This is a genomic window from Pseudofulvibacter geojedonensis (assembly GCF_042675745.1).
GTDB classification, from domain to species: Bacteria; Bacteroidota; Bacteroidia; order Flavobacteriales; family Flavobacteriaceae; genus Pseudofulvibacter; species Pseudofulvibacter geojedonensis.
In genome coordinates, this window is the sequence record NZ_JBHTJM010000003.1 from 59,467 (window position 1) to 81,951 (window position 22,485).

Genomic DNA, 22,485 nt, shown 5'->3' on the forward strand with positions numbered 1-22,485 from the left:
AACTACAAGACGACTGTAGCATATATATGTTACTATTTTTTTATTCATTAACATCAATTTAACAAATGAGAGAAAAGAAAACTTTAGTTATTGGAGCATCGTTAAAGCCAGATAGGTATTCTTATAAAGCTATCAATATGTTGGTTTCAAATAATATAGAAACAAAAGCATATGGTTTAAGAGAAGGAGAAATTGCTGGAATAGAAATTGATACAGAGTTATTACCCTATTCACATATTGATACAGTATCCTTATATGTAAATAAGAACAGACAACCAGATTTATATAACTATATTATTTCTTTAAAGCCTAAAAGAGTAATTTTTAATCCAGGTACAGAAAATACTGAGTTTCAAGAGCTACTGTTGAAAGAAAATATAGCTTTTGAAGAAGCATGTACTTTAGTGTTATTATCTACGAAGCAGTATTAACTCTTTTGCTAATTATCCATAATCCAATAAAAGTGAGAAGTCCGTTTATAATTAATATTTCAAAACCAATCTTATAGCCATTAAATAAGCTTTCTGAGTAAAGGTTTAACAAGTAAGAGATAACAGGTGAGATAACTGCTATTACCCAAACATGTTTATCATGGATTTGTTTTTTTGTTAACAGCCCAAAGGCGAAAAGACCTAATAAAGGTCCATAAGTATATCCTGCAGCTTTAAATAATTCCCATATAATAGAAACATCAGTAAATAAATACTTAAAAAGAATAATGATGATTATTAATAAAACACTAAACCCAATATGAATTAGTTTTCTGACTTTTTTTTGTTGGTTACTATCAAGCTTTTCGATGTCAACTATATCAATGCAAAATGAAGTGGTTAAGGATGTAAGTGCAGAATCCGCACTTGAGTAAGCAGCAGCTATTAAGCCTAATAAAAAGAAAGATGAAGTTAAGATTCCTACTTTAGGAAGCATTGCTATTGTTGGAAATAAATCATCTTTTTTTGCTTCTAAACCATTTTTAAGAGCAAAGTCAGTTAGTAATAAGCCTAAAACTAGAAAAAGTAAATTGACAAAAATGAGAATAATACTAAAGCTAACCATATTTTTTTGAGCATCTTTTAAATTCTTACAGGTTAAATTCTTTTGCATCATATCTTGATCAAGACCTGTCATAGTAATAGTGATAAATATTCCAGATAAAAAACTCTTAATGAAGTATTGTGAATCATTCACATTATCAAAAAAGAAAGTTTTACTAAGTTTACTATTGTTTACATGTTTTATAACATCAGAAAAACTATCAAGTTCTAAGGATGATGCTAGGAAAATAGTAGTCACAATAACTGAGATTAACATGAATAAGGTCTGTAGAGTATCTGTCCAAACAATAGTTTTAATGCCTCCCCTAAAAGTATAAACCCAAATTAGCACTACAGTTATTATTACGGTAAAAGGGAAAGAAATACCTAAAGGCTTAGCTACCAAGAGCTGTAGAACATTTGCTACCAAAAATAACCTAAAAGAGGCTCCTATTGTTCTAGAAATTAAGAAAGCAATAGATCCCGTTTTATAACTTGTAACTCCAAATCTATCTTTAAGATAGGTGTAAATAGACGTCAAATTTAGCTTATAATATAGAGGGAGCAATATATATGCGATAACTAGGTAACCAAATAAATACCCTAAAACAACTTGTAAGTACCCAAATTGTTTTCCTTCAACCGCTCCAGGTACAGATATAAAAGTAACACCAGACAACGAAGCTCCTATCATGCCAAATGCAACTACATACCATGGAGATTGTTTGTTAGCCTTAAAGAACGTATCATTGCTATCGTTTTTACCAGTTAAGTAAGAAATGAGAATTAATACGACGAAATAAGCTGATATTAAAAGAAGTACACTGGTTGTTGACATAATTAAACAAAGTAATTTTGGTTAAAAATAAGTATATTTGCTTTTAACCGAATATAAAAATCCCTAAAATGAAAAAAAACTACTATTACGCGCTTTTTATATGTGTATTAACACTATTTACAGTACATGCCCAACGTTATAAAGAAATGATAGAAGCTGGAACTTATTCGGTTCAGCAAATTCAACAAGCTGCAGAAGAGCATTTTGCTGAGGTGGGAACAGGAAGAGGAGTTGGATTTAAATCTTATAAACGATGGGAATTTAAAGCCTTGATGGATATGGACGAAAACGGAATGTTAAAACCTTCTGATTTTTATTATCATGAGTACGAGCGTTTACAACAAGAATTAAATTCTAATAGGTCTTTAGCTGCTTTCCAAGGTTCATGGGAACAGTTAGGACCAGATTATAAAAACGGAACAAGTGGATGGAACCCAGGAGTAGGTAGAGTTACTTCTATAGCAGTTCAAGAGTCTAACCAAAATCATATTATTGTAGGTAGTCCAGGTGGAGGAGTATGGAAAACTACAGACGGTGGAGTTAACTGGACTGTATTAACGGATAACTTATCTAATATAGATGTGTATGCTTTAGCTATGGATCCTGTTAATTCTAATATCTATTATTGGGGATCTACTAATGGAAATATTTTTAAATCTATTGATGCAGGAGCTACTTGGAACCTTTTGGCAGATACGGGCTCAGGTACAGTAAATAAAATATTAATAGATCCTACTAATACAACCAAATTGTACTGTACATCGTCAGGAGGGATTTTTAAATCTACTGATACAGGAGTTACATGGTCAAAAATTAATCCTTTAGCTAATAATGGATATGATATAGAGTTTAAGCCTGGAGATACAAATACAATTTATGCATCTGGTACAGAATATTTTGTGTCTAGAGATGGAGGAAATACTTTTGACTATCCTTTTTCTGGGTTTAAATCATGGACTCAAGAAAGTGTTACAGGTTCGAGATTTTGGACAATAAGTAATTCGAATCAAAATGGAAGTGTTACTCCTAAAACAGGTAATGGTATGGCTATGTTTTTTTATGCTAGCTATGATCACCCAGTAACTAGGTTAGTGTCAGAAGAATTAAATTTACAAGGCGCTACAAATCCTCAATTAAACTTTTCATTTACGAATGTTAACTGGGGTAGCAATACTTTTTTAAACGAAATGAGAGTATTGTATAAAACTTCTTTGGGAGGAGCTTGGACAGAGTTAGCTAATTATACAGCTGAAGTAACTTCTTGGACAGATATCACGTTAAATTTGCCTAATGCATCATCAACATATTACATAGCTTTTGAAGCAACTAATAATTACGGAAGAGGACTTACTTTAGACGATGTATCTGTAACCGATGCTACCCTAGGTACTGTTTTTCAATCTGGATTCGAAGGTTCTATGGGGTCAGGTGTAAAAATGATGGCGGTATCGCCAGCTGATGATACAGTGGTATTTATGCTAGAAGAAAATTCTGGAGCATTTGGTAAGCTTTATAAGTCTACCGATTCTGGTGCTACTTTTACAGAAATTGATCATACTGGAAGGAATTATTTTGGGTATTCTTCTAATTCAACAGACACTGATGATGCTGGAGTTGGTCAGGCACCAAGAGATATGGATATAGCAATACATCCTACTGATATTAATGATGTGCATATTGCAGGGGTAAATACTTGGAGGTCTACAGATGGTGGAATTACCTTTTCAATAAGCTCACAATGGACTCCAGGAAATGCTTCAAGTAGCAATATAGGTTACTGTCATGCAGATGTAGATTTATTACAATTTGTAGGTTCAAACTTATATGTTGGTTCAGATGGTGGGATTTTTATAGCAGAAAACCCAACGGTAGTGAATACCAATTATTATAGAGATTTGAGTTCTGGTTTAGGAATTAGAGAGTTTTATAGAATAGGGGTTAGTCAAACTGCTGCTGAAGTGGTTACAGGTGGTGCTCAAGATAATGGTAGTTCAATATTAATTGGAGGAGTTTGGAAAGATTGGCTAGGAGCAGATGGTATGGAAGGTTTTGTAGACAAAGATAATAATGATGTTATTTACGGAACAGTTCAATTTGGATCGCTTTATAAATCTACTAATGGAGGAAATAGTAGTTTTGGGTTGTCTGAACCAGAAGGGAAATCGGGTAACTGGGTAACACCATTTGAGCAAGACCCTACTGCTGCTAATACAATTTATGCAGGTTATGATCAGGTGTATAAGTCAACTAATGGTGGAACTTCTTGGGTTCTACCTGCTATATCTCAAGATTTTGGTGGTAATATAAATCATTTAAAAATAGCACCTTCAAACAACCAAATAATGTTTGCTGCAAGAGGAAGTAATTTATATAAAACAGAAAATGGTGGAGCTACTAATTGGGTGCAAAAAACTGGCTTTGCAGGTAGTATTAATAGTATAGCAATTCATCCTTCAGATCCTAATAAAATTGCGTTAGCAACTACAGGAGCGGGAAAGGTATATGTTTCTACAGATGGAGGAGATAATTGGACCTCTTATTTATACAACTTACCTGCATTTAGTGCATCTGCTGTCGTATGGCAAGATAATGGAAATGATGGTTTGTATGTAGGAATGAATTACGGAGTGTTTTATATAGATTCAACTTTTCCAGGAGCTTGGCAGCCATTTAGTAATAATTTACCTAATGTTAGAATTACTGAATTGGAAGTGAAAACAATAGATAATAAACTATATGCCGCTTCTTATGGTAGAGGGTTATGGAAGTCAGATTTATATAGCGAAGCTTTAAGCGTAGAAGATATTGTTTTTGAAAACTTAACAATCCACCCTAACCCTACAAGCTCTCAGCTAAACTTTTCTTGGGATAAAAACGAGCCAATAACTATTAAAATATTTAATGTTAATGGTAAATTGGTATACTACGCTAAAGATTTAATCTTAAATAATAGCTATACAATAGATGTTTCTAATTTAGCTACTGGAATATATTTTGCTAAACTAAATACTATAAATAGTTCGGTAACTAAAAAGTTAAGTGTGAACTAAGATAATTTAAAACTACACAAAAAAGCCCGAAATACATTTCGGGCTTTTTTGTGTAAAATACTTTTTAGAAGTATTTATAATGTGGTAACTTGCGGTTATGGAATTCTCTTCTAAGCTTCTTGAAAATGCTGTGTACGAAATGTCACAATTGCCTAGTATTGGTAAACGAACTGCATTGCGTTTAGTGTTACATTTATTGCAACAGCCAAAAGAGCAAACAGATCGTTTGGCATTTGCATTGCAGAATTTACGCTCAGAGATTAAACATTGTAAAAATTGCTTTAATATTTCTGATTTGGAAGTCTGCGAAATATGTTCGAACCCTATGCGAAACAGAAAAGTGATTTGTGTGGTGGAGGATATTAGAGATGTAATGGCTATAGAGAGTACTGGACAGTTTAAAGGTAATTATCATGTTTTAGGAGGTATTATATCTCCAATGGACGGTGTAGGCCCTTCAGACTTATATATAGAGCCTTTAGTAGATAAGGTGAAAAAAGGAGAAGTAGAAGAATTGATATTTGCTTTAAGTGCTTCTATGGAAGGAGACACGACTAACTTTTATATTTTTAAGCAGTTAGAAGGGGTAGAGATAAAAGTATCTACCATTGCTAGAGGAATCTCGGTGGGAGATGAACTTCAATATGCTGATGAAGTTACACTTGGAAGGTCTATTTTGAATAGAATACCTTTTGAACAATCTTTAAAAGGCTGATTATATATTTTATTTAATTATTATAAAAAAAACGGAACTCTCCAGTTCCGTTTTTTTATCCCAAATTTACTATGAAGACATTATAGTAATGTTTACTCACTTATATGTTCCTTAAGAAGCTAATTTGTTACCCATGTTTTTTAGTTTTTTTGTAAAAAAATAAATATTTACATTTGTAGGTGTAATGTTTTGAGTGTTAATGAATAACGATTTAATAGTACATTTTACTCGATAGATGTTGTTTGGAATATTTACTCACACTCAAAATCTCACCTTTCTGAGGTGAGATTTTTCTTTTCAATGAATTGTATAGATTTTAAAAAGAGTTATCTCTGTATGGGGTATGTCTTTTGTTGTATCTATAAAGATTGAAAAAATTACTATAATCAATTCAACTGAAAAGTATTATTTAAATAATATTCTCTTAAAGAAATAAATACTAGGTTTTGCATATTGATTATATTAGCAAAAAATGATTTTTGATCTTTAAATCAACTGTATTAATTATTAGTGAAACGCTATTACTGATTTAATTTTTAAAACAATATTTGATTCTCATATAATTAGATCTAAGTAATTATAAAAAAATTCAATGCAACTATCAGTAATCATCTTAAACTATAATGTGTGTTCTTTTTTAGAACTCTGTATCAAGAGTGTCAAATCTGCTATAGAAAATATAGAAGCAGAAATTATTGTAATAGATAATAACTCTCCAGATGATAGTTGTAGTATGGTTAAAAAGTTATTTCCAGAAATCACACTAATAGAAAACAAAGAAAATGTAGGGTTTGCTAAGGCTAATAATCAAGGCGTAGCTATTGCTAAAGGAGAGTATGTTTGTATTTTAAACCCAGACACTGTTGTTGCTAACAATACATTTACAGAGATATTAACTTTTGCTAAAACAAAGCAAAACTTAGGAATTATTGGTTGTAGGCTTATAGATGGAACGGGGGCTTTTTTACCTGAAAGTAAAAGAGAAGTGCCTACGCCAATAGTATCTTTAAAAAAAATGTTAGGTCTTTCAGAATCGTATTATGCATCTAATGTTCAAGAGAGTGATGTTGCAAAAGTCCCTATTCTTGTTGGGGCATTTATGCTTATGAAGAAAGAAGTTTACGAGGAAGTAAATGGGTTTGATGAAACGTATTTTATGTATGGAGAAGATATAGATTTGTCTTACACAATTTTAAAAGCAGGTTACACAAATTATTATTACGGTAAGACTTCAGTTATTCATTATAAAGGAGAAAGTACTTTAAAAGACGCTACTTATGCCAATCGTTTTTATGGAGCTATGCAAATCTTCTATAAAAAACATTTTAGAAAGAATCTTTTCTTTGATTTAGTGGTTAAGATGGGAGTAAAACTAATTCCTCTATTAAAAAAAGAAAAAGATTTTGATAAAGTTACACTAACAGAAACTGTTTTAGTGTCAAATAATAATGATTTACTTCATCAGCTAGAAAAAGCTAAATCGGGACTAGTTTTATTAAAAACTAAAGAGCAAATTGATACTTCAGAAAAAGGAGTAATAGAATATGTGTTAGACGCTAATTATGTATCATATCAAGAAATAATCCAATTGATTATCAGGTTAAAAACTACTAATAGTTATTTTAAAATCGTGCCCAATAATAGTCATTTTGCTTTAGGAAGTAATAGTTCTAAGAGCAGAGGTGAAGTAATTTTATTAGACTAATTTATTGTGCAAAATCTTCAATTTTTCGCTTTTTATTTATTAAATTCGCAGACTTAAAATCAAAACTCACTTATTTTTTAAGAATATGGCAAAGTTTGAATTAAAGCTTCCTAAAATGGGAGAGAGTGTTGCAGAAGCAACCATTACAACATGGTTAAAAGAAGTTGGTGATACCATAGAAATGGATGAGCCAGTATTAGAAATAGCTACAGATAAAGTAGACTCCGAAGTACCTTCTGAAGTAGATGGTGTTATAGCAGAGATTCTTTTTAATGTTGATGATGTTGTACAAGTAGGACAAACTATTGCTATTATAGAAACAGAAGGAGGAGAAGTGAGTGCTACTCCAACAGTAACAGAAGCTGCACCAGCAGCTGTAGCTGAGGTTACTAAAACAGTAGAGGTAGCTAAACAAGCAGTAAATGAAACTGCAGATTTTTCAGGATCTGATAAATTTTACTCTCCGTTAGTTAAAAATATAGCTAAAGAAGAAGGTATTTCTGTTGCTGAATTAGATTCAATTAACGGAACAGGAAAAGACGGAAGAGTAACTAAAAACGATATTTTAGATTACCTTAAAAATAGAGGAAGTCAACCAGTGACAACTACAGCTAAAGTACAAGCTCCAAAAGCTGCTTCACCAGTAAAAGCTCAGCAACCAAAAGGAGAGGTGAAAGCTTCAATTCCGTTGCAAGAAGGAGACGAGGTAGTTGCAATGGATAGAATGCGTAAGTTAATTTCGCATCATATGGTAGCTTCTGTACAAACATCTGCTCATGTTCAATCATTTGTTGAGTGTGATGTAACAAATATTTGGAACTGGAGAGCAAAAGTTAAAGATGCATTCTTAAAGAGAGAAGGAGAGAAATTGACTTTTACTCCAATATTCATGGAAGCGGTAGCTCATGCATTGAAGAAGTATCCAGGAATGAACGTTTCTGTAGATGGAGATAATATCATTAAGCGTAAAAATATTAATTTGGGTATGGCAGCTGCTTTACCTGATGGAAATTTAATTGTACCAGTTATTAAAAATGCAGACCAATTAAATTTAGTGGGCATGGCTAAAGCTGTAAATGGTTTAGCTGGAAAAGCTAGAGCAGGTAAATTAAGTCCAGATGATATACAAGGAGGAACTTATACTGTAACTAATGTAGGAAACTTTGGCAGTATAATGGGAACTCCAATTATTAATCAGCCACAAGTAGGTATTTTAGCTTTAGGTTCTATTAGAAAAGTTCCTGCAGTAATAGAAACTCCAGAAGGTGATTTTATAGGAATTAGAATGAAAATGTATTTATCACATTCTTATGATCATAGAGTTATTGATGGTGCATTAGGAGGTATGTTTGCTAAAACAGTGGCAGATTATCTAGAGGCTTGGGATGTGAATAGAGATTTCTAAGAAATTAGAGATTTAATTAAAATATTAAAAGCTTACCTATTTTAGGTAAGCTTTTTTAGTTTTTCACCTTTTGTTGCGCAAGTTTTTTCTGTTTGTCATCTAGCTTGTTTAAATGAATGATTTTATAACTAAGGTAATTGTTTACCTTTTTCATTTCGTATACAGTAGTTAAATAAACAGTGTCTTTAGGTTTAATAGATGTTGTAACGGGTTTAAAACCACTTTTTCGATAACCTTCACCACTAAATTGTATATGTACTCTTTGGTTTATTTCAGAAGTATTGGTAGCGTAAATATCTACTTTGTACTTCGCTCTTTTTTCTATTATAACTACATCTTTGTCTTCTTGAGATATCCCAATAAAACAATTAAATAATAGAAAAATAAATAGTAAATATTTTATCATACTCTCTTGTTTTTAATTGTTAAAAATAATCATGTCTTATAAAGATAGTCACTTTTAAAATGAAAGCGCTAAAAATACATTGTATATTTGCATAAATTTTCAGATTATTTATGGAGTTAAAACTGCACAAGCCTATTTGTTTTTTTGATTTAGAAACAACTGGTATTCAGGTAGCTAAAGATAGAATTGTTGAGATCTCAATACTAAAAGTATTTCCTAATGGAAATAAAGAGAGTAAGACATGGTTGGTGAATCCAGAAATGGATATTCCAGCTGAAACTTCAGCAATTCACGGAATAACCAATGAAAAAGTTGCAAACGAACCAACTTTTAAAGAATTGGCTCCAAAGGTATATCAAATGATTAAAGATTCTGATTTAGGAGGTTTTAACTCAGATCGTTTCGATATACCATTATTAGCAGAAGAAATGCTAAGAGCTGGTGTTGATTTTGATATGAAGAATATGATTACGGTTGATGTACAAACCATTTTTCATAAAAAAGAACAACGCACATTAAGTGCTGGCTATCAGTTTTATTGCGGAAAAAGTTTAGACAATGCCCATTCTGCAGAAGCAGATACCATGGCTACTTACGAAATATTATTAGCTCAATTAGAAAAATATGATGATTTAGAAAATGATATTAAAAAGTTAAGTGAATTTACCACACGTAAACGAAATGCTGATTTTGCAGGATTTATAATTTATAATAAAGAAGGAAAAGAAGTGTTTAGTTTTGGAAAGCACAAAGGTAAATTGGTAGAAGAAGTATTAGCAAATGAACCAGGTTATTACGGTTGGATTCAAGGTGCAGATTTCCCTTTATATACTAAAAAAGTATTAACGGCTATTAAACTACGTCAATTAAATAATAAATTTTAGTCTATGAAAATTATTTGTATTGGAAGAAATTATACAGATCATATAGCTGAACTGGAGAATGAAAAACCGTCAGATCCTGTTGTTTTTTTAAAGCCAGACACCTCTATATTGTTAAAAAAGCAACCCTTTTTTATACCAGACTTTTCCAACGATGTACATCATGAAGTAGAAGTATTGGTTAGAATAAATAGAATTGGCAAGTACATAGATGAAAAATTTGCCCATAAATATTATGAAGAAGTTGGTTTAGGAATTGATTTTACTGCTAGAGATTTACAGTCTCAATTAAAAAGTAAAGGATTGCCATGGGAGAAGGCTAAGTCTTTTGACGGAGCAGCTGTAATAGGTAATTGGGTTTCAAAAAGTGAATTTGAAAATTTAAACGATTTAAATTTTCATTTAGAAAAAAATGGAGATAAAGTTCAAGTAGGTAATACATCTCATATGCTTTGGAAAATAGACGAAATAATAGCATATGTGTCAAAATATTTTACATTAAAGATAGGAGATATTATCTTTACCGGCACTCCAGCTGGAGTATCAAAAGTCGAAGCTAATGATGAGTTGGTTGGTTATCTAGAAAATAAGCAATTATTTTCTATTCGTGTAAAATAGTTGTAGGGGATTAAGGATTAGGTTTGTTATATCTAAAAGGAGATTTATGGAAGTGAATTATAAATTAAATAATGTAAGAGAACTAGCTGGTGGAGATGAAAGCTTTATAGCAGATATTGCTGCAGCTTTTGTAGAAGAAGTACCAGAAGCTATTGCATTGATAAAAGAAGGTTTGGCTAAAAAGAATTATGAGCAAGTATACCAAAATGCACATAAGATAAAGCCTACTATACAGATGTTTGAATTACCAATTTATAATGAAATTATTGTTATTCAAGATTGGGGTAAATTTGAGCAAGCAGGAAAAGATGTAAGTAAAACATTTAATAAAGTTAGTATTTTAATTCAGGCAGTAACTAAAGAGTTAAAATCAGATTTTAATTTGTAAAAAAATGCAGTCAATAAAGGCAGAAATTATCACAATTGGCGATGAATTGTTAATTGGTCAAGTGGTAGATACTAATTCGGCCTTTATTGGTCAAGAATTGAATAAAATAGGAGTGTCTGTTTATCAAATAACTTCAATTCAAGACGATAAACAACATATTTTAGAAGCATTATCTGAAGCAGAAAAACGAGTAGATATTGTAATTATTACAGGTGGCTTGGGGCCAACCAAAGATGATATAACAAAACAAACATTTTGTGAATATTTTAATGATGAGTTGGTTGAAAATAAAGAAATACTAGCTCATATCGAAAGGCTTTTTAAAACAACACTTAAAAAACCATTATTAGAGTCAAATATTTTACAAGCAAAAGTTCCTTCTAAAGCAGAAATTTTGCATAATACATATGGAACTGCTCCAGGTATGTATATGAAAAAGAGGCAAAAAGTTTTTGCTTCTTTACCAGGTGTGCCATTTGAGATGAAAGCTTTGTTGAAAGACAAGGTAATACCTAGAATTATTTCAGAGTTTCGAACACCATTTATCAAGCATAAGACAATTATTACTGAAGGCTTAGGAGAAAGTACAGTGGCTGAGCGACTTGTTCATTTCGAGAATGAACTACCTAAACATATAAAATTAGCATATCTACCTAATTTAAATGTGTTGAGACTACGTTTGTCGGGAACTAGTTTTAATGAAAGAGAATTAAATATAGATTTAGAAACACTAAGTAATCAATTAATAAGTTTATTAGAAGATATTGTTATTGGGTTTGATGATGATACCCCTGAATTATTAGTGACTAATTTATTGTTAGAAAAAAAACAAACTATTTCGCTGGCTGAAAGTTGTACAGGAGGATTAATAGCTAGTACTATTACTAAAATTCCAGGCGTATCTGCAATTTTTAAAGGTAGTATGGTTACCTATCAAACACCTACCAAAAGTTATGTGTTGGGTGTAGATGAGAATATTATAAAAGAACATTCTGTGGTAAGTACTCAAGTTGCTAAAGATATGGCTCTAAAAGTGCAATCTAATTTTAAATCTGATTATTCTATTGCAACTACAGGAAATGCAGGACCTTCTAAAGGAGATTCTGATGCAGAGGTAGGAACTGTTTTTATAGCAGTTGCAAGTCCTAATGGAGTAGTGGTTTCAGAATTTAATTTTGGTAATAACAGGTATAAAGTTATGCATAAAGCAAAGAATAAAGCTTTAGAGATGTTAAGGAAAGAAATTCTAGCTTATAACAAGTAAATACAGTAGTTTTGCATTTGTAAAAAAAAGGAGTAAAATATTTTGTTATTTTCTTTGTGTAATTAATGAAAAGAACTAAATTTGCACCTCGTTTAGAAATAACTAAAGAAAAGTAAAGATGTCAAGAGTTTGTGAACTTACTGGAAAAAAAGCAATGGTTGGGAACAATGTGTCTCACGCCTTAAATAGAACCAAGCGTAAATTTAATGCTAATTTATTAAAGAAGCGTTTTTATATTCCAGAAGAGGATAAGTGGGTTACATTAAAAGTTTCTGCAGCTGCGTTAAAAACAATTAACAAGAAAGGAATTTCTGCTGTAATTAAAGAAGCTAGAGCAAAAGGATTTTTAAACAAATAAACCGCAGGTTTAAAAAGATAGTATAATGGCAAAGAAAGGTAACAGAGTACAAGTTATATTAGAATGTACAGAGCACAAAGCTTCAGGACAACCTGGAACTTCTAGATACATTACAACTAAGAATAAAAAGAACACTCCGGATAGATTAGAGATTAAAAAATTTAATCCAATCTTAAAGAAGATGACTGTTCATAAAGAAATTAAGTAATTAAGACTGTAGGGTCTTCTAAAATTTAGCATTATGGCAAAGAAATCAGTAGCATCGTTACAGACAGGATCTAAAAGATTATCTAAAGCAGTTAAAATGGTTAAGTCTCCAAAAACCGGAGCTTATACATTTGTTGAAGCTGTTATGCAACCAGAATTAGTGAATGACTGGTTAGCTAAGAAGTAATTCTTTTAGTTATACAACATATCGAGCTACTTTCTATTTAGAGAGTAGCTTTTTTTGTGTTTACTGACAATATTTCATTTAGAGTATATTTGGTAACTATTTTGTAGAGCTTACCAATAGATAAAATTGAATTATGAGTTTTTTTAAAAAGATATTTTCAAAAGAAAAAAAAGAAACCTTAGATAAAGGATTAGAGAAATCTAAAACTTCTTTCTTTTCTAAATTAAGTAAAGCTGTAGCTGGTAAGTCTAAAGTTGATGACGATGTGTTAGATAACTTAGAAGAAGTACTGGTTTCTAGTGATGTGGGAGTAGACACAACATTAAAAATTATTGATCGTATAGAAGAGCGAGTTGCTAAGGACAAGTACTTAGGAACGGATGAGTTAAATGGAATTTTACGAGAAGAAATTGCAGCATTGCTTTCTGAAACCAAATCTGGTGAAGAAACAGATTATACTATACCTACAGATAAAAAACCGTATGTGTTAATGGTGGTAGGTGTAAACGGAGTGGGAAAAACAACAACTATAGGTAAATTAGCTTACCAGTTTAAAAAGAAAGGTTTAAATGTTGTTTTGGGAGCTGCTGACACCTTTAGAGCTGCTGCTATAGACCAATTACAAGTGTGGGCAGATAGGGTAGATATACCTATTGTTAAGCAGGCAATGGGAAGTGACCCAGCTTCAGTTGCATTTGACACCTTGCAGTCTGGTGTAGCTCAAAATGCCGATGTGATTATTATTGATACAGCTGGTAGGTTACACAATAAAGTAAACTTAATGAATGAGTTAACTAAGATTAAACGTGTAATGCAAAAGGTTGTAGGAGATGCTCCTCACGATGTATTATTAGTGTTGGATGGCTCTACTGGGCAGAATGCTTTTGAACAAGCTAAGCAATTTACAGCAGCTACAGAAGTAACCTCATTAGCAGTAACTAAATTAGATGGAACTGCAAAGGGAGGAGTGGTAATTGGTATATCAGACCAATTTCAAATTCCTGTAAAATATATAGGAGTAGGAGAAGGAATAGAAGATTTACAAGTGTTTAACAAGCACGAGTTTGTCGATTCTTTTTTTAAATAGAGAAAAATAAATATACGGGAAGCCTTAGTGTTAGTTAGCTAAGGTTTTTTTGTTGGTTTAAACTCAAGAGAAAGTTGTATTTTTGCAATCCAAAATAAAATAAGTTCATGCGTACCAAATCACTTAAAAAGAACAAGATTAATGTAGTAACCTTAGGATGTTCTAAGAATGTTTACGATTCTGAGGTGCTGATGGGGCAACTAAAAGCCAATGGTAAAGAAGTTGCTCATGAAGAAGAAGGTAATGTTGTAGTGATTAACACTTGTGGTTTTATTAATAATGCCAAAGAAGAATCTGTAAATACTATTTTAGAGTATATGCAGAAAAAAGAAGATGGAGAGGTTGATAAGGTATTTGTAACAGGTTGCTTAAGTGAACGATATAAACCAGATTTAGAGAAAGAGATTCCAAATGTTGATCAGTATTTTGGAACTACTCAGTTGCCACAATTATTAAAAGCATTGGGAGCAGATTATAAGCATGAATTGATAGGAGAGCGTTTAACAACAACGCCTAAGAATTATGCTTACTTAAAAATTGCAGAAGGTTGTGATAGACCTTGTTCATTTTGCGCTATCCCTTTAATGAGAGGAAAGCATAAGTCTACGCCCATAGAAGAATTAGTAATAGAGGCTGAGAAGCTAGCTGCAGATGGTGTTAAAGAGTTAATTTTAATAGCTCAAGACTTAACTTACTACGGCTTAGATTTGTATAAAAAAAGAAATTTAGCCGAATTACTAGAGAATTTAGTCAAAGTAGAAGGTATAGAGTGGATACGCTTACATTATGCATTTCCTACCGGGTTCCCTATGGATGTATTGGAGTTAATGAAAAAGGAGCCTAAAATTTGTAATTATTTAGATATTCCATTACAGCACATATCAGATAGTATACTAAAATCAATGCGACGTGGAACTACTAAAGAAAAAACAACCAATTTAATAAAAGAGTTTAGAAATATAGTTCCTGAAATGGCTATACGAACTACATTAATTGTAGGTTATCCTGGTGAAACAGAAGAAGATTTTCAAACTTTAAAACAATGGGTAGAAGAAATGCGTTTTGAGCGTTTAGGGTGTTTTACCTATTCGCATGAAGAGAATACTCATGCGTATAATTTAGAGGATGACGTACCTCAAGAAGTTAAGCAACAACGAGCAAATGAAATTATGGAGGTTCAATCGCAAATTTCATGGGAATTAAATCAAGAAAAGATCGGACAAACATTTAGATGTATGATAGATCGTAAAGAAGGTAACTACTTTATTGGTCGTACAGAACATGATTCACCAGATGTAGATAATGAAGTTATGATAGATGCAGAAACGTTTTACTTAAAACAAGGAGAATATGCAACTATTAAAATTATTGATGCAACAGATTTTGATTTATTTGGGGAACCAATAGAATCATAGAAATACAGAAAAGCCCTCCAACAATGGAGGGTTTTTTATATGATAAAACCTTTGTACTTTTATAGAAATTAATTGTTAATGAATCCTACTAGTATACCGTACCAACAAACGGGTTATTTTTCATCTTTTATTTGTGATTATCTAAATCAGACTTCAGCTGTAAAACCATTTTATAATAGATATCCAAGTTTAGAAAATTTTAAAGACCAGATAGAAGAAAAAAGGTTGTCATTTAGAAGTGAAACGAGGAATCTCATTACACAAGTACTCCAAAACCAATACACTGAGTTAAATGCTTCGCTTCTAACCCAGAAAAACATTGAGCTTTTACAAGAAGAAAATACGTTTACGATTACTACTGGTCATCAATTAAATTTGTTTACGGGTCCATTATACTTTTTATACAAGATAATATCAACTATTAATCTTTGTGAGGAATTGTCTAAAATTTATCCAGAACAAAATTTTGTGCCGATTTACTGGATGGCAACAGAAGATCATGATTTTGAAGAAATCAATTACTTTAATTTTAAAGGAAAGAAAGTTAAGTGGGATAAAGCTTTTGGAGGTGCAGTAGGAGAATTAACAACTGAAGGTTTAGATAGAGTTTTTAAAACTTTTTCTAATCAATTAGGACCAGGTAAAAATGCAGCCAAATTGAAAAGTTTGTTTTCTGAAGCTTATTTAAAACATAACAATTTAGCTGAAGCAACTTTATATTTAGCAAATGAATTATTTGGGGAATACGGTTTAGTAATTGTAGATGCAAATAATAAACAATTAAAGCAAGAGTTCGCTCCGTTTGTAGAGATAGAGTTATTGGAACAGAGAACTTATGAACAAGTATCTAAAACCAATGATAAGTTATCTAAACTACAGGTTAATCCTCGAGAGATAAATTTATTTTATTTACAAGACGGAATTAGAGAGCGAATTATTCAAGAAAAAGACCTTTATACGGTAAATAATACCAATGTATCCTTTACAAAAAAAGAAATACTCAAGCATCTCCATGAGGTTCCAGAGCGTTTTTCACCTAATGTATTATTGAGACCTTTATACCAAGAAGTTATTTTGCCTAATCTATGTTATATTGGTGGAGGGGGAGAATTGGCTTATTGGTTGCAATTAAAAAGTACTTTTCAAGCTTTTCAGGTTCCATTTCCAATGTTATTATTACGTAATTCAGCATTAGTAATTAAAGAACAACAAAGCAATACACTTAATAGGTTAGAGTTGAGTGTTGAAGAATTGTTTTGTAAGCAAGAGGAGTTATTAGCCAAAAAAACAAAGGATTCATCAAATCTAAAAATAGATTTTTCTTCACAAAAAGAATTCTTGCAAGAACAGTTTAAAGAATTGTATAGTATTGCAGAACAAACAGATAAATCATTTATAGGGGCAGTTGCAGCTCAAGAAAAAAAGCAACTTAATGGATTAGCGAATCTTGAAAAAAGATTGCTTAGAGCAGAGAAAAGAAATCATTCAGATTATTTATCTAGAGTTGTAGAAATACAGAATGAATTATTTCCTAAACAAAGCTTACAGGAAAGGCAGTTAAACTTTTCTGAGTTGTATTTAGAGTATGGAGAGGATTTAATTTCTATATTAAAAGAAGAGCTTAAACCCTTAGATTTTAGGTTTAAAGTATTAAGTTAAATTATTTTCTTTGCTCTAATTCAATAATTTCCATGTTTTTTATGTCATTACCATCAATTTCAAAGCGTAGCATAGTTCGAACTTGATGAAAGCCATGTTTACCAGCAGCTCCAGGGTTTAGATGTAGAAGCTGAAGTGTTTTGTCATATTGAACTTTTAGTATATGAGAATGTCCACAAATAAAAATTTTTGGAGGATTGTTTTTTATTTCATCTCTAATGAGTTTGTTGTATTTACCAGGATAGCCTCCAATGTGTGTAATCCAAACATCAACTTTTTCACAAAAAAAACGATTATTTAAAGGAAATTCCAACCTTGCTTTGTCATTGTCTATATTACCGTAAACAGCTCTCAGCTTGTTGTGTTTTTTTAGAGTATCAGTAACTTTTAAATCACCAATATCACCAGCATGCCAAACTTCGTCTACCTGTTTTACATATTTTAAAATCTGATCATCTATATAACTATGTGTGTCAGAAAGTAATAAGACTTTTGTCATTAAATCATAATAAAAGTTAAAAGTTCAAAGGTAAAAGTATTTTATTTACTTTAAAGATTATCTTTGTCTGTCAATAGAAAAAATATTCAATTGCGCTACTTTATAGAGTTGTCTTATAACGGTAAATCTTATCATGGTTGGCAAATACAACCCAACGCTATCTCGGTACAAGAAGTATTAGAGAAATCATTAAGTATGGTTTTAAGAAAAACAATTCAGGTAGTTGGTGCAGGTAGAACAGATGCTGGGGTTCATGCAACTCAAATTTTCGCTCATTTTGATGTTGATGTAGAAATTGATCAAGATAAAATTGCTTATAAATTAAATGCATTATTACCTAAGGATATAGCAATACAAAGAATATTTAGGGTTCAAGATGATGCCCATGCAAGATTTCATGCTGTAAAAAGAAGTTATGAATATAAAATTGTAATAAATAAAAATGCTTTTCAGTACGAATTTACCCATTGTGTGAAACAAGCTTTAGATGTAGGTAAGATGAATGAAGCAGCTAAGGTATTGTATGAGTATACAAATTTTCAATGTTTTTCTAAGGTAAAAACAGATGTGTATACTTATAATTGCGATATTTATAGGGCAGATTGGCAATGGAGAGATAATACCTTGGTTTTTACAATTAGTGCAGATAGATTTTTACGTAATATGGTAAGAGCAATTGTAGGGACATTATTAGAAATAGGCTTAGGTAGATTGTCTATAGAAGGGTTACATAATATAATTAAAAGTAAAAATAGAAGTGAAGCAGGTACATCTGTGCCAGGGCATGCTTTGTATTTAACAGAGGTGCAATATCCAGATACTATTTTTTATGGCAGATAAAACAGGAAATACATTTGATTTTAAATTGCTTAGACGAATAATGCAATATGCTAATGTGTATAAAAAGACCTTTTATGCAGTATTGATTGCTGCTATATTATTATCCTTTTTTGCAACTGCTAGACCAGTAATATTAAATTTTATAATTGGTGATTATATACCAAATAATAATATAGAAAAGTTTATTAATTACTCTTCTATGATGTTTTTGGTATTATGCTTAGAAGTGTGTTTTCAGTTTGTATTCATCTTTTTTGCGAACTGGTTAGGGCAATCTATTATTAGAGATATCAGAATCAAGTTGTTTCATAAAATGATGCATTTTAAAATGCAGTATTTTGACAATAATGCTGTAGGTAAGCTGGTGACTAATTCTGTTAGTGATATAGAGAAAATTGCAGAAATTTTTAGTCAAGGTTTTTTTATGATAGTAGGAGATGTTTTAAAAATGCTTGTGGTAATAATTGCAATGCTCTTTTTTGATTTTAAACTTTCATTATATGTATTTATAGTTTTGCCTTTTATTTTAATAGCTACAAGGTTATTTCAACGTGCGATGAAAGGAGCCTTTAAAGAGGTTAGAAAACAAGTTTCTGCATTAAATACTTTTGTTCAAGAGCGATTGTCTGGTATGAATATAGTTCAGTTATTTGCCAGAGAACAAGCAGAATATCATAAATTTAAGAAAATAAACCATTTACATAAAAAAGCTTGGATTAAAACTGTTTGGTATAATTCTATTTTCTTTCCAATAATAGAATTAGCATCATCTATTACTGTTGCTATTGTGCTTTGGAATGCAGGAGCAGACGCTGCATATAATTACGACACAAAATATTTAGGTGTAATTGCGATGTTCATTCAGATGACACAAATGTTATTTAGACCATTACGTCAGCTAGCAGATAAGTTTAATACTTTACAGATGGGTATGGTTGCTGCTAATAGAGTTTTTGAAGTATTAGATACTGAATCAAAAATTATAGATGAAGGGACTTATGTATCCGAAGATATTAAAGGAGTTATAGAATTTAAAAATGTTCGATTCTCTTACATAGAAGGAGAAGAAGTGTTAAAAGGGATTTCTTTTGCTGTAAAGCCTGGAGAAACTGTTGCTATTGTTGGTGCAACTGGAGCTGGAAAATCGACTATAATTAATTTATTAAGTCGTTTTTATGAAATAGACAGTGGAGAAATAACATTAGATGGAAAAAATATTAAGCATTATCAGTTATCTAATTTGCGTGATAAGATTGCAGTAGTTTTACAAGATGTATTTTTATTTGCCGAAAGTATTTATAATAACATTACATTAAATGATGATACAATTCCATTGTCTACGGTAAAAGAAGGGGCAAAAGCCATAGGTGTAGATGCTTTTATAGAAGAATTGCCAGAAGGTTATTATTACAATGTAAAAGAAAGAGGAACTACGTTGTCATCTGGTCAAAGACAATTATTGGCATTTTTAAGAGCTTATGTAAGTAACCCAGATATATTAATTTTAGATGAGGCAACTGCATCAATAGATTCACATTCTGAACAATTAATACAAAAAGCTACAGCAGAGTTAACTAAAGGTAGGACTTCTATTGTAATTGCTCACCGTTTAGCAACTATAAAAAAAGCCGATAAAATTATTGTAATGGATCAGGGTAAAATAGTTGAGCAAGGAACTCATCAGGAGCTACTCAATCTACAAGAAGGTTATTATAAAAATTTATATGAAGTACAGTTTGCAGAGGCTTAGTTTAAATCCTCACGCAGCATTTTGCTTAATTCTTCTGTATTTTGGAATAAAATAAATTCACCATTTTTAATATACGATAACTCACCGGTTTCTTCAGAAACAACAAGAGCAATAGCGTCTGTTTTTTCGGTAATACCAATGGCTGCTCTATGGCGTAATCCGAATCTACTAGGGATGTTTTTTTCGTTAGAAACAGGTAAAATAACTCTAGTAGCAGTAATATTATTCCCTTCTACAATTGCTGCACCATCGTGTAACGGACTATTTTTGTAAAAAATACTTTCAAGAATTGGTTGCGTTATGTTGATATTCATTTCATCACCAGTAGTTTTTACAAAATCTAAATTATTTTTTCTTCTAAATACTAATAAAACTCCTGTTTTACTAGCTGCTAATTTATGACAAGCATTAAGAGTAGCATCAACATTAGTCGTAGTTTTTAATTCCTCTTGTAAAAAGCTTAGGTTTTGAAAGAGTTTGTTGTTGGTGAAAAACTTAGTAGAACCAATCATTAATAAAAATTTACGAATCTCTTGTTGAAAAACAACAATTAAAGCAAATACTCCAACACTAATAAATTTACCTAAAATGCTACTTAGGACATCCATATTCAAGGCTTTCGTAAGTTCCCAAATTAGGTAAACAATAATAATCCCTATAAAGATATTAATAGCTACAGTACCTCTAATAAGTCTATATACATAGTATAATAGAAAGGCAACTAAAGTAATGTCTATTAGGTCTAAGAAGTCAAACTCTAAAAAATCAAATAATTCCACCTTGGCTAGTTGTTTTGATAAAAATAAGCATTTATAAACTACAATCGCAATCTGGTAATGCTTTTAAGTCATAAATAAAGACTTTCGGATTGATGGTAATAGACTCATTAGTCATTTTATCTACCAATTGCTTGTACTCTATATAGTCTTTTAGTGTTTTATTTTCATCAAAATTTAGGTGTAACATAGTTGTTTTACCTTCAGCTGCAAAGTCAATAAAATCTAAAACGACTGGAATGAGTTCATTTTTGTCAATATCACTGCCTTCAAAAGTAATAGAGTCGCCTTTTTTAAAATTAAGTGTTACATTAAAATACTTACTATAGGTGTCAGAATTGTTTTTTAAATAAAACTTAGAGAACTCTGTATTTGGTAAGCGTTCTTGAGAAATACTAATATTATTGTATTTATTACCTATGCTAAAAAAAGACTCAGGTATTTCTTTTAGTAATGTAGATTCTTTGATTTCTTTAGAACATGAAGTTAGCAAAAATAATACGCATATTGTTGAGAATATCTTTTTCATATCAAGCATTTAATTGTTCAATTAATTTAACAGTTTCTACAGCTTCTTTTACATCGTGAACTCTTAAAATATTAGTGTTTTTATGTAAAGCTATGGTGTTTAATACAGTAGTTCCGTTAAGAGCTTCTTGAGCAGAAGAGTTTAAGGTTTTGTATATCATTGACTTTCTAGAAATGCCTACTAATAAAGGTATGTCTAAGTTGTTAAATAAATCTAATTCTTTTAATAAAGTGTAATTATGCTTTATTGTTTTTCCGAATCCAAAACCTGGATCAATAATAACATCATTTATACCAAAACTTCTTGCTTTGGAAATTTGCTCAGAGAAATAATATAATACTTCTTGAGTTACATTGTTATAAGTAGGGTTTAGTTGCATATTTTGAGGAGTCCCTTTCATATGCATCATGATATAGGGTACTTGTAATTCTGCTACTGTAGCAAGCATATTATCATCCATACTTCCGCTTGAAATATCATTAACAATAGAAGCACCTTCGTTAATACATGCTTTAGCTACACTAGCTCTAAAAGTATCTATAGAAATGATAGTGCATGGAAATTCAGAAATAATTTTTTTGACGATAGGAACAATACGTTGTAATTCTTCTTTTTCAGAAATATGTTTGGCCCCTGGTCGTGAACTGTAAGCACCAATATCTATAAAAGTTGCTCCATCTTCTAGCATTTTTTGAGTCTGGTCTAAAATGCTTTTTTCATCATTGTATTTACCACCATCATAAAAAGAGTCAGGTGTTAAATTTAAAATCCCCATTACTTTAGGAGATTCAAGGTTGATTAAGTTTCCATTACAGTTTATGGTCATGATGAAACTACTGTTTATAAGGCTTAAAAAGCGGTTGGTACATTAATT

General features: G+C 31.2%; 23 protein-coding genes. 17 read left to right on the plus strand and 6 right to left on the minus strand.

Annotation, left to right across the window (positions count from 1 at the left end; translation table 11 throughout):
* Window positions 1-65 precede the first annotated feature (65 nt).
* Window positions 66-431: a CoA-binding protein gene (locus tag ACFQ1O_RS03345; protein WP_377713332.1), complete on the plus strand. Its 366-nt coding sequence runs from the start codon at window positions 66-68 to the stop codon at window positions 429-431.
* Here ACFQ1O_RS03345 and ACFQ1O_RS03350 read toward each other — a convergent pair.
* A complete protein-coding gene (locus ACFQ1O_RS03350; RefSeq protein WP_377713334.1) occupies window positions 415-1,872 on the minus strand; it encodes a sodium:solute symporter in 1,458 nt (485 codons plus the stop codon). The genes ACFQ1O_RS03345 and ACFQ1O_RS03350 overlap by 17 nt on opposite strands.
* 68 nt (window positions 1,873-1,940) lie before the next feature.
* Here ACFQ1O_RS03350 and ACFQ1O_RS03355 point away from each other — a divergent pair, with 68 nt between their 5' ends.
* The 4 genes from ACFQ1O_RS03355 to ACFQ1O_RS03370 all read left to right on the plus strand — a co-directional run bounded on the left by ACFQ1O_RS03355 (window position 1,941) and on the right by ACFQ1O_RS03370 (window position 8,747).
* The gene (locus ACFQ1O_RS03355; RefSeq protein WP_377713336.1) at window positions 1,941-4,922 is read left to right on the plus strand and encodes a T9SS type A sorting domain-containing protein; all 2,982 of its coding nucleotides are present in this window, start codon (window positions 1,941-1,943) and stop codon (window positions 4,920-4,922) included.
* A 97-nt stretch (window positions 4,923-5,019) separates the two neighbouring features.
* Window positions 5,020-5,637 (plus strand): recombination mediator RecR, encoded by a 618-nt coding sequence (recR, locus tag ACFQ1O_RS03360; RefSeq protein WP_377713338.1) that lies wholly within the window; start codon window positions 5,020-5,022, stop codon window positions 5,635-5,637.
* Between the two features lie 592 nt (window positions 5,638-6,229).
* Window positions 6,230-7,342: a glycosyltransferase family 2 protein gene (locus ACFQ1O_RS03365; RefSeq protein WP_377713340.1), complete on the plus strand. Its 1,113-nt coding sequence runs from the start codon at window positions 6,230-6,232 to the stop codon at window positions 7,340-7,342.
* 85 nt (window positions 7,343-7,427) lie between these two features.
* Window positions 7,428-8,747: a dihydrolipoamide acetyltransferase family protein gene (locus ACFQ1O_RS03370; protein ID WP_377713342.1), complete on the plus strand. Its 1,320-nt coding sequence runs from the start codon at window positions 7,428-7,430 to the stop codon at window positions 8,745-8,747.
* A gap of 55 nt (window positions 8,748-8,802) precedes the next feature.
* On the opposite strand, the gene ACFQ1O_RS03375 is transcribed toward ACFQ1O_RS03370, so the two are convergent.
* Window positions 8,803-9,153: a hypothetical protein gene (locus ACFQ1O_RS03375; protein ID WP_377713344.1), complete on the minus strand. Its 351-nt coding sequence runs from the start codon at window positions 9,151-9,153 to the stop codon at window positions 8,803-8,805.
* A 110-nt stretch (window positions 9,154-9,263) separates the two neighbouring features.
* On the opposite strand from ACFQ1O_RS03375, the gene ACFQ1O_RS03380 reads away from it, so the two are divergent.
* The 10 genes from ACFQ1O_RS03380 to bshC all read left to right on the plus strand — a co-directional run bounded on the left by ACFQ1O_RS03380 (window position 9,264) and on the right by bshC (window position 17,217).
* Window positions 9,264-10,037, plus strand: a complete 774-nt coding sequence (locus ACFQ1O_RS03380; RefSeq protein WP_377713346.1) for an exonuclease domain-containing protein — start codon at window positions 9,264-9,266, stop codon at window positions 10,035-10,037.
* Window positions 10,038-10,040: 3 nt separating this feature from the next.
* Window positions 10,041-10,652 (plus strand): fumarylacetoacetate hydrolase family protein, encoded by a 612-nt coding sequence (locus tag ACFQ1O_RS03385; RefSeq protein WP_377713349.1) that lies wholly within the window; start codon window positions 10,041-10,043, stop codon window positions 10,650-10,652.
* A 46-nt stretch (window positions 10,653-10,698) separates the two neighbouring features.
* Window positions 10,699-11,040 (plus strand): Hpt domain-containing protein, encoded by a 342-nt coding sequence (locus tag ACFQ1O_RS03390; protein WP_377713350.1) that lies wholly within the window; start codon window positions 10,699-10,701, stop codon window positions 11,038-11,040.
* 13 nt (window positions 11,041-11,053) lie between these two features.
* Window positions 11,054-12,304, plus strand: a complete 1,251-nt coding sequence (locus tag ACFQ1O_RS03395) for a competence/damage-inducible protein A (protein WP_377713484.1) — start codon at window positions 11,054-11,056, stop codon at window positions 12,302-12,304.
* A 118-nt stretch (window positions 12,305-12,422) separates the two neighbouring features.
* On the plus strand, window positions 12,423-12,662 hold the full coding sequence (gene rpmB / locus ACFQ1O_RS03400; RefSeq protein ID WP_377713351.1) for a 50S ribosomal protein L28: 240 nt from the start codon (window positions 12,423-12,425) through the stop codon (window positions 12,660-12,662).
* A gap of 25 nt (window positions 12,663-12,687) precedes the next feature.
* Window positions 12,688-12,870, plus strand: coding sequence for a 50S ribosomal protein L33 (gene rpmG / locus ACFQ1O_RS03405; protein WP_010134999.1), 183 nt, complete (start codon window positions 12,688-12,690; stop codon window positions 12,868-12,870).
* Between the two features lie 33 nt (window positions 12,871-12,903).
* Window positions 12,904-13,056 (plus strand): DUF4295 domain-containing protein, encoded by a 153-nt coding sequence (locus tag ACFQ1O_RS03410; RefSeq protein ID WP_377713354.1) that lies wholly within the window; start codon window positions 12,904-12,906, stop codon window positions 13,054-13,056.
* Window positions 13,057-13,189: 133 nt separating this feature from the next.
* Window positions 13,190-14,143, plus strand: a complete 954-nt coding sequence (gene ftsY / locus ACFQ1O_RS03415) for a signal recognition particle-docking protein FtsY (protein WP_377713357.1) — start codon at window positions 13,190-13,192, stop codon at window positions 14,141-14,143.
* A 107-nt stretch (window positions 14,144-14,250) separates the two neighbouring features.
* The gene (rimO, locus tag ACFQ1O_RS03420) at window positions 14,251-15,558 is read left to right on the plus strand and encodes a 30S ribosomal protein S12 methylthiotransferase RimO (protein WP_377713358.1); all 1,308 of its coding nucleotides are present in this window, start codon (window positions 14,251-14,253) and stop codon (window positions 15,556-15,558) included.
* Window positions 15,559-15,636: 78 nt separating this feature from the next.
* Window positions 15,637-17,217 carry a bacillithiol biosynthesis cysteine-adding enzyme BshC gene (gene bshC / locus ACFQ1O_RS03425; protein ID WP_377713360.1) on the plus strand — a complete coding sequence of 527 codons (1,581 nt, stop codon included), beginning with the start codon at window positions 15,637-15,639 and terminating at the stop codon, window positions 17,215-17,217.
* Window position 17,218: 1 nt separating this feature from the next.
* On the opposite strand, the gene ACFQ1O_RS03430 is transcribed toward bshC, so the two are convergent.
* Window positions 17,219-17,716, minus strand: coding sequence for a metallophosphoesterase family protein (locus tag ACFQ1O_RS03430; RefSeq protein ID WP_377713362.1), 498 nt, complete (start codon window positions 17,714-17,716; stop codon window positions 17,219-17,221).
* A gap of 90 nt (window positions 17,717-17,806) precedes the next feature.
* Here ACFQ1O_RS03430 and truA point away from each other — a divergent pair, with 90 nt between their 5' ends.
* Entirely contained in the window at window positions 17,807-18,556 is a 750-nt protein-coding gene (gene truA, locus ACFQ1O_RS03435; protein ID WP_377713364.1) for a tRNA pseudouridine(38-40) synthase TruA, read from the plus strand.
* The gene (locus tag ACFQ1O_RS03440) at window positions 18,546-20,306 is read left to right on the plus strand and encodes an ABC transporter ATP-binding protein (protein WP_377713366.1); all 1,761 of its coding nucleotides are present in this window, start codon (window positions 18,546-18,548) and stop codon (window positions 20,304-20,306) included. The genes truA and ACFQ1O_RS03440 overlap by 11 nt, the downstream gene beginning before the upstream one ends.
* On the opposite strand, the gene ACFQ1O_RS03445 is transcribed toward ACFQ1O_RS03440, so the two are convergent.
* From ACFQ1O_RS03445 to folP, 3 genes are read right to left on the minus strand one after another with little or no spacing between them, the layout of a single operon-like run.
* Window positions 20,303-21,085, minus strand: coding sequence for a diadenylate cyclase (locus tag ACFQ1O_RS03445; RefSeq protein WP_377713368.1), 783 nt, complete (start codon window positions 21,083-21,085; stop codon window positions 20,303-20,305). The genes ACFQ1O_RS03440 and ACFQ1O_RS03445 overlap by 4 nt on opposite strands.
* Window positions 21,086-21,116: 31 nt before the next feature.
* Window positions 21,117-21,611, minus strand: coding sequence for a hypothetical protein (locus ACFQ1O_RS03450; RefSeq protein WP_377713370.1), 495 nt, complete (start codon window positions 21,609-21,611; stop codon window positions 21,117-21,119).
* A 1-nt stretch (window position 21,612) separates the two neighbouring features.
* Window positions 21,613-22,437 (minus strand): dihydropteroate synthase, encoded by an 825-nt coding sequence (folP, locus tag ACFQ1O_RS03455; RefSeq protein WP_377713372.1) that lies wholly within the window; start codon window positions 22,435-22,437, stop codon window positions 21,613-21,615.
* Between the last annotated feature and the right edge of the window lie 48 nt (window positions 22,438-22,485).

What these genes read in the sequence shown, in the direction of transcription:
- folP (WP_377713372.1), bottom strand. Translation starts at nt 22,437, where the DNA reads ATGACCATAAACTGTAATGGAAACTTAATCAACCTTGAATCTCCTAAA.
- rpmG (WP_010134999.1), top strand. Translation starts at nt 12,688, where the DNA reads ATGGCAAAGAAAGGTAACAGAGTACAAGTTATATTAGAATGTACAGAG.
- ACFQ1O_RS03450 (WP_377713370.1), bottom strand. Translation starts at nt 21,611, where the DNA reads ATGAAAAAGATATTCTCAACAATATGCGTATTATTTTTGCTAACTTCA.
- rimO (WP_377713358.1), top strand. Translation starts at nt 14,251, where the DNA reads ATGCGTACCAAATCACTTAAAAAGAACAAGATTAATGTAGTAACCTTA.
- ACFQ1O_RS03345 (WP_377713332.1), top strand. Translation starts at nt 66, where the DNA reads ATGAGAGAAAAGAAAACTTTAGTTATTGGAGCATCGTTAAAGCCAGAT.
- ftsY (WP_377713357.1), top strand. Translation starts at nt 13,190, where the DNA reads ATGAGTTTTTTTAAAAAGATATTTTCAAAAGAAAAAAAAGAAACCTTA.
- ACFQ1O_RS03385 (WP_377713349.1), top strand. Translation starts at nt 10,041, where the DNA reads ATGAAAATTATTTGTATTGGAAGAAATTATACAGATCATATAGCTGAA.
- ACFQ1O_RS03355 (WP_377713336.1), top strand. Translation starts at nt 1,941, where the DNA reads ATGAAAAAAAACTACTATTACGCGCTTTTTATATGTGTATTAACACTA.
- ACFQ1O_RS03430 (WP_377713362.1), bottom strand. Translation starts at nt 17,716, where the DNA reads ATGACAAAAGTCTTATTACTTTCTGACACACATAGTTATATAGATGAT.
- ACFQ1O_RS03365 (WP_377713340.1), top strand. Translation starts at nt 6,230, where the DNA reads ATGCAACTATCAGTAATCATCTTAAACTATAATGTGTGTTCTTTTTTA.
- ACFQ1O_RS03375 (WP_377713344.1), bottom strand. Translation starts at nt 9,153, where the DNA reads ATGATAAAATATTTACTATTTATTTTTCTATTATTTAATTGTTTTATT.
- ACFQ1O_RS03390 (WP_377713350.1), top strand. Translation starts at nt 10,699, where the DNA reads ATGGAAGTGAATTATAAATTAAATAATGTAAGAGAACTAGCTGGTGGA.
- bshC (WP_377713360.1), top strand. Translation starts at nt 15,637, where the DNA reads ATGAATCCTACTAGTATACCGTACCAACAAACGGGTTATTTTTCATCT.
- ACFQ1O_RS03370 (WP_377713342.1), top strand. Translation starts at nt 7,428, where the DNA reads ATGGCAAAGTTTGAATTAAAGCTTCCTAAAATGGGAGAGAGTGTTGCA.
- ACFQ1O_RS03380 (WP_377713346.1), top strand. Translation starts at nt 9,264, where the DNA reads ATGGAGTTAAAACTGCACAAGCCTATTTGTTTTTTTGATTTAGAAACA.
- rpmB (WP_377713351.1), top strand. Translation starts at nt 12,423, where the DNA reads ATGTCAAGAGTTTGTGAACTTACTGGAAAAAAAGCAATGGTTGGGAAC.
- recR (WP_377713338.1), top strand. Translation starts at nt 5,020, where the DNA reads ATGGAATTCTCTTCTAAGCTTCTTGAAAATGCTGTGTACGAAATGTCA.
- ACFQ1O_RS03410 (WP_377713354.1), top strand. Translation starts at nt 12,904, where the DNA reads ATGGCAAAGAAATCAGTAGCATCGTTACAGACAGGATCTAAAAGATTA.
- ACFQ1O_RS03350 (WP_377713334.1), bottom strand. Translation starts at nt 1,872, where the DNA reads ATGTCAACAACCAGTGTACTTCTTTTAATATCAGCTTATTTCGTCGTA.
- ACFQ1O_RS03440 (WP_377713366.1), top strand. Translation starts at nt 18,546, where the DNA reads ATGGCAGATAAAACAGGAAATACATTTGATTTTAAATTGCTTAGACGA.